The sequence below is a fragment of the Ferroplasma acidiphilum genome, assembly GCF_002078355.1.
Lineage (GTDB): Archaea > Thermoplasmatota > Thermoplasmata > Thermoplasmatales > Thermoplasmataceae > Ferroplasma > Ferroplasma acidiphilum.
In genome coordinates, this window is sequence record NZ_CP015363.1 from 646,715 (window position 1) to 658,552 (window position 11,838).

Annotated in this window: 8 protein-coding genes; 2 read left to right on the forward strand and 6 right to left on the reverse strand. The window is 34.9% G+C overall.

The features are described 5' to 3' along the window. The first annotated feature begins 1 nt into the window (after nucleotide 1). Nucleotides 2-3,598 carry an ABC transporter substrate-binding protein gene (locus fad_RS03385; protein WP_257788218.1) on the forward strand — a complete coding sequence of 1,199 codons (3,597 nt, stop codon included), beginning with the start codon at nucleotides 2-4 and terminating at the stop codon, nucleotides 3,596-3,598. Between the two features lie 352 nt (nucleotides 3,599-3,950). Here fad_RS03385 and fad_RS03390 read toward each other — a convergent pair whose 3' ends face one another. The 6 genes from fad_RS03390 to fad_RS03415 all read right to left on the reverse strand — a co-directional run bounded on the left by fad_RS03390 (nucleotide 3,951) and on the right by fad_RS03415 (nucleotide 10,854). Next, on the reverse strand, nucleotides 3,951-7,025 hold the full coding sequence (locus fad_RS03390; protein ID WP_196795616.1) for a S41 family peptidase: 3,075 nt from the start codon (nucleotides 7,023-7,025) through the stop codon (nucleotides 3,951-3,953). Nucleotides 7,026-7,331: 306 nt separating this feature from the next. Continuing rightward, a complete protein-coding gene (gene coaA, locus fad_RS03395; protein WP_236940609.1) occupies nucleotides 7,332-8,288 on the reverse strand; it encodes a type I pantothenate kinase in 957 nt (318 codons plus the stop codon). Nucleotides 8,289-8,332: 44 nt separating this feature from the next. Further along, the gene (locus fad_RS03400; protein ID WP_081141799.1) at nucleotides 8,333-8,785 is read right to left on the reverse strand and encodes a nucleoside 2-deoxyribosyltransferase; all 453 of its coding nucleotides are present in this window, start codon (nucleotides 8,783-8,785) and stop codon (nucleotides 8,333-8,335) included. A 138-nt stretch (nucleotides 8,786-8,923) separates the two neighbouring features. Beyond that, entirely contained in the window at nucleotides 8,924-9,148 is a 225-nt protein-coding gene (locus fad_RS03405; protein WP_081141800.1) for a hypothetical protein, read from the reverse strand. A gap of 33 nt (nucleotides 9,149-9,181) precedes the next feature. After that, a complete protein-coding gene (locus tag fad_RS03410) occupies nucleotides 9,182-10,105 on the reverse strand; it encodes an IS5-like element ISFac2 family transposase (protein WP_009887387.1) in 924 nt (307 codons plus the stop codon). Between the two features lie 98 nt (nucleotides 10,106-10,203). Next, the gene (locus fad_RS03415; RefSeq protein ID WP_081141802.1) at nucleotides 10,204-10,854 is read right to left on the reverse strand and encodes a nucleoside hydrolase; all 651 of its coding nucleotides are present in this window, start codon (nucleotides 10,852-10,854) and stop codon (nucleotides 10,204-10,206) included. 259 nt (nucleotides 10,855-11,113) lie between these two features. On the opposite strand from fad_RS03415, the gene fabG reads away from it, so the two are divergent. Next, nucleotides 11,114-11,833, forward strand: coding sequence for a 3-oxoacyl-ACP reductase FabG (gene fabG / locus fad_RS03420; RefSeq protein WP_009887756.1), 720 nt, complete (start codon nucleotides 11,114-11,116; stop codon nucleotides 11,831-11,833). Nucleotides 11,834-11,838: the final 5 nt, after the last annotated feature.

Genomic DNA, 11,838 nt, shown 5'->3' on the forward strand with positions numbered 1-11,838 from the left:
TTTGGATTCAATTTATAGTTCCGCCACAGATGAACTACCTAACGGAACAATAATACCCTGTTTAGCAACTTCATATAATGTCACTTTAGCTCCTGCTAATATGACTACTTTTGATCCAATGACAGGTGGTAATTCCTCCGTTGCTGAAATATGGACAGTACATATAAGGCCCGGTGTTCAGTGGGATGACTGGACATCTGCTAATGCTGATTCCACATATGTATATAGCAACTCCACATCTTTCTACAATGAAACTGGTATACCATATACCCATACCTATAAGGAAGTGTATAACGCTAGTACAGGGAAGTTCCAGAAAGAGTCTAATATAGTAATGAAAACAAATTATGTTCAGGCAGCGGATTTTGTACTGTCCTGGAAAATACTATCAGAATCCACTGAGTATGACGGTTCATATATTGGTGTCGTTAATGTAATGCCAGTTAACAATTTAACCGTCGATTTCTACTTATCTAAACCATCAGCGACTTTTGTACCATACACCCTTGAAACACCTATATTACCCTATCATATATGGGTAAGCCATGATTATGCAAGTGCAGGAAGCGGATACTGGAATGAAACAGCAGCTACAGCCGCAACACCCGCTAATGGTTCATATAACGAGTGGGATTTAGGCCACTCTGGACCTTTTGGAGGCACCAATGGAGAATATCCCGGGTTAGTTGGTTCTGGACCCTTCATGATGAACGGTGGATATGGAATGCCAGTAGGAAAAGTATTTACAAGTGATTATTGGCAAGTTTATGAGAACCCTAATTATTTCATGCAATATGTTACTGGTAAATATTTATGGACACATGAGTTTATTCCCAAAATATTTTCTGAAAAGGTGTATATATTCTCTAGTCCCTCATCAGCCGTAGGTGCTTTAAGTACAGGCAAGGTAGATGCAATAGAAAGTGATCTATCTTCAGAGTTTGTATCTACTGCAGACCAGATACCGAACGTACATGTATTTGAAAAACCATCTACTGGGTACGCATACTTTAAATTTAATTCGTATAGTGCGGATGCACCTTTCAATATAACTGCTTTCAGGCAGGCATTGAGATACGCATCGCCTTTAGCTTATATAGATTCATCAATATGCGATGGTTATGATGTGCCTGGATATTCTATATTGCCAACGATAGATAAACCATATTCAATTGCATCTTCCGTGCCGTCTTTCACTTTTAATCTAAAAACAGCAAATGCAACGATTGCGTCTATACCTGGAATGCATTATAAGAATGGCGAGTGGTATTATAATGGAGTACAGGTAACAGCAACAATACAATCTCCATCCTCTTCGCTGATACCACAGATATTCACAGGTTATGAGACAATAGCAAGTGACTGGTCATCCATTGGAATACACACAACGGTAGAGTCAGAAAGCTTTTCAACAATAATATCTAAACTTCTGGCATATTCAAATAGTGCTTCCTCTCCCTCTGCATCTTATAATGTAATCACTTTGGGTGTATCAGGCTTACTAGGAGACCCAATTGGGGATTTAGTAGATGATTTTAACTATACAGCAGCATCAGGCTCTGGTGATTATGAAGGCCCATTTAGTGCAATGAATGTTTCAAATCCCTATTTATCAGATCTGGGAATAAAGGAGGAGTCAGCCTTAGGCGTAGTGGATACAACTACGTATAACCTTACAGGTAGCCAGATTGACTCTTTAATGACAAATTTAACAAACTACGCTAACACTAATACTTCACTTAAAGATACTGACGAGGCAATAGCAGCAATGCAATATATTGAGGACGAAGAGTCAACAATGATGGAAATAGGGTATGGTCCTACAGATAGCATAGCATACAGTAATTCCACGTTTACCGGATTAACAGACGTTCCATCTGATATGAATGGATTCTGGGAACAGAATTTATTTACCGTTCATCTCAGGGCAAAGGCTCTGGTAGTTGCAAAACCAACAGCAAAAATAATAGTTTCAGGAATTGCTAATAAGCTTGTTTACTACAATGGGGAATATGGAAATATAACATTTACAGCAATTAATAATGTAACTCTTAAACCTGTTGCTAACCAAGCAATATCGATAACAGTTGAGCCATCATTAATCAACATTACAAGCTTATCAGGTACCACAAATAGCAAGGGACAATTTACATACGAATTCAAGGTTTATAATGCTAACACATTTATCAACACAGTTGGTTATAATGGATTAGTAAGTGTAACTGCAACCGTAGTTTCAAGCATATCTGGAGTTGCTTCAGGTGTGGGGAGTGTACCAATAAACGATTTGCCCGTGCCTGTAGCTTATAAAGTAAGCGGACCAACGGCGATCTCGGGAACTACTCCTACGTACTATAATATAACGATATATAATCCAGCAACGGGAGCTCCGATAAGCGGTTACTCTTATACCATACAAACGTTAACTGCTGCAATTACAATGTCAAATACTACATCAAACCAGAAAATATCGTATCTTAGCACATATGATGTAGACTGTAATTCAACCAGTATATCTGTACCGGTAAATTCGACTTACAGTAGCGATAACATCACATCCATATCCGGTGTTACTGGATCAAACGGGGTAATATCTGTAATGATTGCTGGGAATTCTACATTTAATTACACATTAAATGGGAATAATTATGAATCCTACATATTCTTTGGAAATTATGCAGATGCAGCACCTGGTGCCGGCGAAGCCCCATATATGGTACTTGGTGAAGTCACATCTTCAATGAACGTTAATGGCTACGGTGCTGGAGAACCGTTTGAAATTCCCATAATGCTGGAGAAGAGCATGGACTATTATAATATATCAGTAGACAAAATAGCTATCAATGGAACAACAACCGAATTAATCTTCCATGTTACCAATAGTACAGGTGCAGCGGTAAGTGGCTATAACTTAAATGTAACTTCACAAAATGTGCTAGGTGCAAACAGAGGTTACTTCATAGATTCTAGTAGCTCAGCAATAAATCCTAATTATAACCTTACCACTTCTTGTGGAGCGGATACAGGTTCCCAGTATAGCCCGATGATAACATTGGTAACAAATAGCAATGGAATGGCATATGCTAATTTCACCTCTTTGTTTTACAGTTATAATGCAACAACAGGGGCTATATCATCGATGGCAACACCATCTGGCGCTATACTACCATATGACGAATTCCAGATTAGTGTAATTGGTGACGGTGCGCCTGCTGTAGCTTACGCTGTTGTATCTTCTAATACCTCTGCTTCTGTGTATAACCTAACATTTACAGAATCGGGATTGAAATCAGGAACGCTCTGGTATGTAACTGTAGGAACACAAACTGAATCCTCCAGTTCAAGCTCAATAGTATTCGAAGAAGTAAATGGAACATATGCATACACTGTTGGAAACGTCACCGGCTATAAAATAACAAAAGATGCTTCCGGTAGCGCTAAACTCAGTGGCAAGAACGCTTCTGTTGATGTAACATTTGCAAAGAAAGTCAATTACACAGATTATTACATAATAGGAGGTATAGTTGCTGCAATAATAATTATCGGCGGTGTAGTATATGCATTAAAGAGGAAATCAAAAACGCCTAAGCAGAATTAAATAACTTTATTTTTTTACAAGAAAAATTTTTTACTACCCAATAATTTATAATCTGATTTTTATTTTCAATAATTTTTCATATTGTACCGGTTATTTTTAATATGTTTTGGTATTGCAATTCATACAGTGATAAATCTTCAGCATAGCTTTGCAGCTAGACTAAAAGACTCTACCCAAATATGCTTTTTACACTGGATAAATGTACTGGACTATTATAGAAAGAAAGGAAATATTAACGACAGATTTAACGGGATTAATTCAAAACCATGTGAGCGTATGATTATGTAGTAATATAAAAAATAAGCATCAATACAGGTGCAATATAAAATGAAATTATTGTTAACATATTCATTTAAGTCAAATCGAGTTTTTTATAATCATTCATTTCCTTTAAAATATACTCTATTGCACTATCCAGTTGTACGTCTCTAGATTTTAGAAAATCCTGTGGCATATTTTCTATGTAAATATCAGGCTCCGTACCATAGTTCTCCATTCCATATTTGACATCTTTAAACCATGTGGCAAATTGAGGCTGGGTTACCGTTGTATTATCAAGTAATTTTATTTTAGGGTTAATACCAACAACACCACCCCATGTTCTTGTACCTATAACTTTGCCAAGACCCATCAGTTTAAAAACATGCGTTCCTATATCACCGTCTGACCCTGCATATTCATTTGTTAATCCAATCATCGGCCCATTGACAGAATCTATCGGGTATGGAGTTATAATGCCTCTACGTGGAACATCGTAACCGATCCTCTTTCTTGATAATTTCTCTAATAATAACTGTGAAACGAAGCCACCGCCGTTAAATCTTAAATCCACTATAAGGCCACTCCTGTTAGCCTCCCGATCATAAATCCTGAAAAATTCATTGAAACCATTCATTCCCATATCGGGTATATGAATATATCCAATCTTATCACCGGTTTTCTCATGAACATATTTTCTATTTCTTTCAACGAATTCTCTGTACCTCAAATATTTTTCGTCAATCATTGTCTTAACGTAGTATTTCTTAGTTTCATTTCTGTTTACTATTTCAATTGTTATTATTTCGTTTGCATGACCTAATAGTAGTTTATCAGGATTATTAGTTGCGTCAAGAGTAACACCGTTTATGGACTTTATAATATCATTTTCCTTTATGCCTGTGTAAAGCAATGGTGATTTTTCATTTTCATTGGATGGGTCTCCGTTATAAATCTTGGTTATTATATAATTATTGTTTTTGAATTCATAGTCGATACCAAGTTTTCCAATACTTATTGACTCTACGTTTGAGAGGTCGCCACCTATTTCGTACGAATGCGATGTGCTGTATTCTCCCTGCATTTCTCTAATTAAATCCGATAACTCAAATCTTGTCCTCACTTTATTTAATAATTTCTTATATTTTAGATAAGGGTCATCGCCCAGTTTTTCAACTTTTTCCTTACTCCAGTAATTCTCTTTGATTAAATTAAAAGTGTCATATAACATGTTTTTCCATTCATTCATAGGCTCTATTGTAATATTCAATCTTGTTAAATCTATATCCTCATCCTTTTTCGGTTCAATTTCCCTCTCTATGAATTTATTGCTGGATTTTCTAATTAGCAGGAATTTTTTATTGCCGGATATAAGGTAATTAACAACTTCACTTTCATATAATTCACTTTTTTTCTTTTTAAAGTCAAATAGCTCAATATTCCCTGTTTTCTCGTCGTTGTTGAAGAGATAATATTTCATTGATCCCTCAACCGGATAATGTAGCAGGAGGACACCATTATTTACAGGAATGATGTTAGCATAATCTTCTGCCGGTACTGGAAAAACTTCGCTTAATTGTATAATATTGTTAAGTTTGTATTTACCAGGAATATTTTCATGCAATTCTTCAGGTATATCCGAAAACAAAGGGAAAATATTTTCCTTTACCGGGATGGCATATGGCTTTGTTATTTTTGGATATCCTAAATTAAACACAAGCTGGTCTGCAACCGGATCAAGAGACCGTTTTGACAGGTAAAATAGATAATTGTCGTCGTTACTGAAAACAGGTTTGAAGTCGATAGCTCCGGAAGTTGTTGCGTCATATTTTTTATTGGCTGTTAAATCAAATATCTTTATGGATGCACTTTCGTTATACCCGTAGTATTCGGATTCAGGATACGAATATGCAAGCAATATGGAATCATTTGACCACGAAAAATCGTCTATTGTTCCGGATTCGCTTTCATCTATCTTATTTATGTTTCCATTTTCAACATTTAAGATAAATAATTCAAATCTGTTATTCCCAATTGCAATGTATTTGCTATCAGGTGAAGCTTTCATTGAAAAAATTATGCCATTTTTGAAGTCAAAGAATTTTTTCAATGTTTTATCAACACTGTATAATAATATTTTATTATTCTCTTCGTTATAATTATATATTATTATATCGTTGTTATTCATAAATTCAATTATCTGATTTTTTAATTTATTTATATTCATAACAGGCCCATTTTTTATGCCTGTAAATAATGCCTGCCCCCTGCTTATCAAGCCGATTAAATTTCCAGTATAATTTATTTTATAATCGGTCAAATAATCTGTTGCCTTTACAATCCTGTTTTCAATATTCACTGATGGTATATTTATATTAATATCAAGTTTTTCTACCCTATCATTCTGGAATATAAACAAAGATCCGGATTTCTGAAAGATTATTTTTTTGCTGTCTGAATTGGCATTTCTCACATAGTAATCCTTAAAATCTGTATGTTTTTTGAGGTTGCCACCATTAAAATCGGCTGAGTATATATTCGCACTTCCCTCATGGTCCGAAATAAAATATAATTCATCGTTGTAAATCATAGGTGAATTTACATTTGATTCGAGGTCTATTATTATTTTAAAATCATCATTCTTGCATGACAATATTTTTCCTCTTGTTCCGCCTTTATATCGCTTCCAGTGGGGCATATCTATTGTATTTCTGCCAATTATGGTATAATCTCCGTAATATATAATATTTAAAGCTGGCCCTAGATTTAAAGGCTCAGTATTTTCATTCACTATTCTGTATAACATAGGAGTTCCGAATGGATAATATGCATCGGTTGAAATTATTAAATTGCCATTCTTATCAAAACCTGCAATGGATGTATACATTCTTCTGCTCGTGCTTTTACCACAAAGATATGTAACCCGGTTCAAATTACCTTTCTCAAGGTCTATTGAATATATATCAGAGGATTCGCCGGATTTTCCAGTCATCAATCTGAAATAGACATATTTTTTGTCAGGGCTAATTTTTGGATTTGTAACTATGCCTAAATTGTTTGTCAATCTTTCAATATGTTTTGTGTTAATATTGTATTTCCACAGATCGTTATCATTCACAAAAACAACTAAATCATCATTTATATCTGGATACATAAAATATCTTTCCATATACAAATTATACATAGTGTTTATTTAAAGGTTTGTTTGTGAAAAATATGAATTTGGGCATTTAATTGTCTAAATAAGTATCAACATCGATTTTTGATATTTACACTGTACTATTTATTTCATAGGCCCTGGATCAGGTATTTGCTCAATCCCGTATTTTCATCTATTTTTTATCAATGCATATTGCTATAGATAAATTTTACAGTCAGAAACATTTGGGAAATATAATAAAAGAACCTAGGCCATGAATGAATTTAACTAAAAAAATAAATGTTATTTGCCAGTATTCTTCTAGAGTAACAGGCTTTATAGTTTTTTCATCATGACTTTTTCTATGTTATGTGTTTTCCCTTTCTCAATTATTAATTCCGCACGGTATCTTGTTTTAACAATATTTTCTGAATAATTTTTGCCATTTATGTTATCCCATATCTTCGATGATAATTCCCTGGCTTCTTCCTTTGTGAGTTCTGAATACTTCTTGAAATAGGAGTCTTTGTCTTTAAATGCAGTTTCCATTAGCAGGAAAAACCGTTCCACAAACCATTCCTTAATATATTCCACCTTTGCATCTATAAATATTGAAAAATCAAGAAAATCGGAGACGTAAATCTCATCCTTCTTTCCCGGATTTTTTACCTGCAATATATTCAGCCCTTCCAGTATCAGTATATCTGGATCAACAAGGTCCTGTTTTTCCGGGAGTATGTCATATTTCAGGTGTGAATATACCGGTATCTGCGTGCGGGCTACACCGGATTTTATATCAACAAGAAAATTTATAAGGTCCTGGGTTTCATAACTTTCAGGGAAGCCCTTTCTTTCCATAATATTCTCTTCCATAAGCCTGGCATTGCTTTTAAGAAAATTATCCGTTGATACTATATAAATCCTCAAATCTGGATTTATTCTCTCTAATAGGGTTTTCAAAAGCCTCGAAGTAGTACTTTTACCCACAGCAACACTTCCTGTCACCCCGATGATAAATGGCATTTTCTGGGGTTTAATTCCCATGAAATCATTCCTCTCCCTGTAAAGATTAATATTATTATTTATTGAGAGCTGCAATAGCCTTGTAATCGGGAAATAAAAGTCCTGTATTTCAGATGCAGTGATTTTATCATTTAATGCAAGTATCCCTTTAATATCACTTTCTGACAGAGTAATATTAAGATTTCCCCTTCTCTTTGCCCATTCATCTCTACTAAAGCTAAGATATAGATTTGAGCTGATAGTTCTCCGGGGCAGGTAGGTCTTATTCATATCCATAAATAGTTAAATAGTATTTAAATTCTTAACCGGGGATATTATCTGTTAATTTTTTCCTTTAATTGCCTTAAAAGTACTTCCAGGTCATTCCAGTCATGCACTATATCATACGACATGCAATAATCCAGCATCAGGTTATTCTGCCCTGATGCAAATCTCCTATTGTCGGTCTGAAACCCGATGCATATTTTTCCAAAGGCATAGGCCATTCCAAGTTCAACGCAGGCACCTTCATCAGGCACCCTGCCATCCATTACCATAATAAGTGCTGATGAGGATTTAAGAGCATCAACGTCCCTGTTAAATACCCTTTTGCTCGTCTCCGGCCATAAATCAGGGTCCTTCAAAAGCATTTCATCCTCACCCCCATCCCTCTGTGGCAGATAGGTTGTAAATCCGCGTTTTTCCAGAAAGGCTGCCAGTTCCCTGTTAAATTTCAATTCCATCTCATTAAACAACGGGGCAGATATATAAAAATCATAAGATTTCATTATGCTTTATATGAATAATAAATAAAGTTTTTTTGAAAAGTATTTAAATTCTATACATCATTATAATTTCAAATAATTATTTAGAAATTTATATACAGGAAAGTAATTATTTAGCTGGTACCGATGCATTGTTCCTGACTATGCCAAATTGCCATATATCCTGTTCACAAGCCCTTTCCGGTAAGCCTGTGGATTTATCCCGGTAGCTATTCTCTTTTTCCCATCACGCTTTTCTATAAATTCTGTACTCCCATCAGGTTTGACTGTAATTTCCCCATTCACAAACTTAAAAGCATCAGGTTCTATGAAGGAAAAAACTGCTATGGGGTCATGCATTTCAAAAGTGCCATGCTCTTCTATCATAAATTTTGTGGTTTTATGTAGTGTGTTGCATAATTAATAGGCATGTGTCATCCCCCTCATAATATTGTAATTAACAACCTTAAGAGCTAATTCCTGTATAATATACTCTATTTTCTTAGCTTTAATAACCTCTGTCATTACTCTTTTTAATCCTGAAAAATATATTTCTACAATCCACCTTTTACCATAGCTATTATTCTCCTTCCACTGTTCCATGGAATTCTTTTTTATAAATCTTACAATCTTGGCCCTTGTGGATGAACCTCTGGATTTAGTAGAGGCATTTTTCCTGGGGGGTATTACTGCATTATATCCGAACATATTGTAGATATATTTTGAATCATATCCCCTATCCCCAAATATTCTTAGAATATTATTTTTCATTTTACTCAATAGTTTTCTAGCAGCTTTAGAATCATGTGTATGCTCATCTGTTATAGTGAATGATAATACATTAACATCCTTCAATGATATTATTACATGTAATTTGAGCCACCCCTTCCTTTTCTTATGCCATTTATGGCCTAAGTAATCTCCCCTTATTGTTATTTTATATCCAGTAGAATCTATAATGCAATCCAGTTTATTGTTAATATTATTCAATTCAGGCTTAATTCTCCTTATCCTCCTGAATATTTCACTGTATGATATTGATTTTATTCCTGTTATAATCGCTAAGGATCTCAATATCCCTTCAAGTGACCTGAACGGTACATTAAATATAGATCTTAATCTCGCTAAATACATTATCAATGCATCGGGTACTTTGTATGGATGGCCTATTTTTCCACTATTCTTTTCCTCTAATAGAGTATCATAATCCTTTATAAATGACAGATCTGTAAGGTATTCCACCCTGTCTACAAGTGATTCATTATACTTTTCCCATCTTCTGTTGGAACCAATCCAGTATCTTTTTATACTTCTATTTATTTTATTATTGATTTGTGGTGTCAAAGCAAATCGCCCCTATATTTCACTATATAGGGGTTTACCTTTTAAGTTTTAAATTTATTATGGAATAATTATTAAATTAGAATGAATTATGCAACACACTAGGTTTTATGGATAAAATCTTCTAATGGGCTGCCAGAACTACTCGGCGGTATACTTTTTATTGCAAGTTCCCTGTTCATTGTAACGTCCAGTGGAACAATAGTTTCGTTGATATCCTCTTCCATGACTATTTTAGCCGCCTCCGGGTCGTAAAATATATTAAATTCAGCATTTCCCATATTTCCCTTTCCATATGGGGTAATGCCAAATGCGCCTCCCATGATTATTATCTGTTCTATGTTCTCTTTTATACTATTATCCAGTCTCATGAGGATTCCCAGGGAAGTTAAAGGAGATGTACAGATTATGGTATGTTTTTCCCGTTTTAATGCTTCATACATTTTAATTATTCCATTATGGTGATCTTTTTCCTGAACCGGATCATTAAATTCGTATGTTCCAAGCCCCTTATCGCCATGAAAATTTTCATAATAATGGGGTTTTATAAGTGGCCTGGCAGATCCATGGTACACAGGGCAATCAAAATCAAGCAACTTTGCCACACCAGCTGTATTCCTGTAAGTATTCTCAAGCAATGAATTTCCTGAAGAAGCAACAATGAATTCTGGAGTAATATTGTACTGTTTCAACAAAATCATTGCAAAAGCGTCATCGATTCCAGTATCCACATTAAGAATAACCCTGTTCATTTCTGATTATAACCTGCTTATAAAAATATTTTGCCATTGTAATTCATTTCAGCCTGTGCAGAAATAATAGCAAATATTGCCATATATAACAATTGAATTCCCAATTTAAATACATGTAAACGCTAAAATTAATATCTGTATATATTATACTTTCATAGATGGCAGGAATTCGAGCCTATTTCCTATTCAATGGGTTCAACCCCATAATATATGTAAATAGCCGGCATTCCTGTTATTCAATCTTGGAGAATGATAATTTATGTCAGGCAAAATTGTAATAACCGGGTCTAACAGGGGAATAGGGCGATCAATAGCAGAAAAAATGGCATCAGAAAAATATGGAATTATTATGGTTGACTATGATAATGCCGTACTTGATTCGGCTAAGTCGCTGAATTCCCGATATGGCAATGTTGAAGGGATAAAATGTGACGTATCAAGTTATGATGCCTGCGTTGAGGCTTTTTCAACAATAGATAAAAAAGAGATATACGGCATAGTAAACAATGCTGGCATAAACAGAGATGCCCTATTCAAAAATATGTCATTTGATCAGTGGGACGCCGTAATAAAAACTGATCTTTACAGCATGTTCAACGTTACAAAGCAATTTGTTGATTCAATGATTGAAAATCTAAGTGGAAGAATAGTAAATATTTCTTCTGCAAGCTGGAACGGAAACGTAGGGCAGGCCAATTACTCATCTGCGAAGGCAGGAGTTATCGGGTTTACTAAAACGCTTTCACGTGAACTGGGCAGGTATAATATAACATCAAATGCCATTGTTCCGGGATTCATAAAAACTCCGATGACAGACCAGATGCCTGAAAAAATAAAGGAAAAGTTTATTGAAAAAATTCCATTAAAACGTATGGGCTCCGGTGATGATGTGGCAAACGCTGTTTCATTCTTGATGAAAGAGGATAGCAATTATGTCAACGGAATTTTACTTGAAGTAGGTGGAGGAATGTCCCTGTGAAAACC

Excerpts from the sequence above, each read along its gene's own strand:
- fad_RS03390 (WP_196795616.1), bottom strand. The coding sequence starts at position 7,025 with ATGGAAAGATATTTTATGTATCCAGATATAAATGATGATTTAGTTGTT.
- coaA (WP_236940609.1), bottom strand. The coding sequence starts at position 8,288 with ATGAATAAGACCTACCTGCCCCGGAGAACTATCAGCTCAAATCTATAT.
- fad_RS03400 (WP_081141799.1), bottom strand. The coding sequence starts at position 8,785 with ATGAAATCTTATGATTTTTATATATCTGCCCCGTTGTTTAATGAGATG.
- fad_RS03405 (WP_081141800.1), bottom strand. The coding sequence starts at position 9,148 with ATGATAGAAGAGCATGGCACTTTTGAAATGCATGACCCCATAGCAGTT.
- fad_RS03415 (WP_081141802.1), bottom strand. The coding sequence starts at position 10,854 with ATGAACAGGGTTATTCTTAATGTGGATACTGGAATCGATGACGCTTTT.
- fabG (WP_009887756.1), top strand. The coding sequence starts at position 11,114 with ATGTCAGGCAAAATTGTAATAACCGGGTCTAACAGGGGAATAGGGCGA.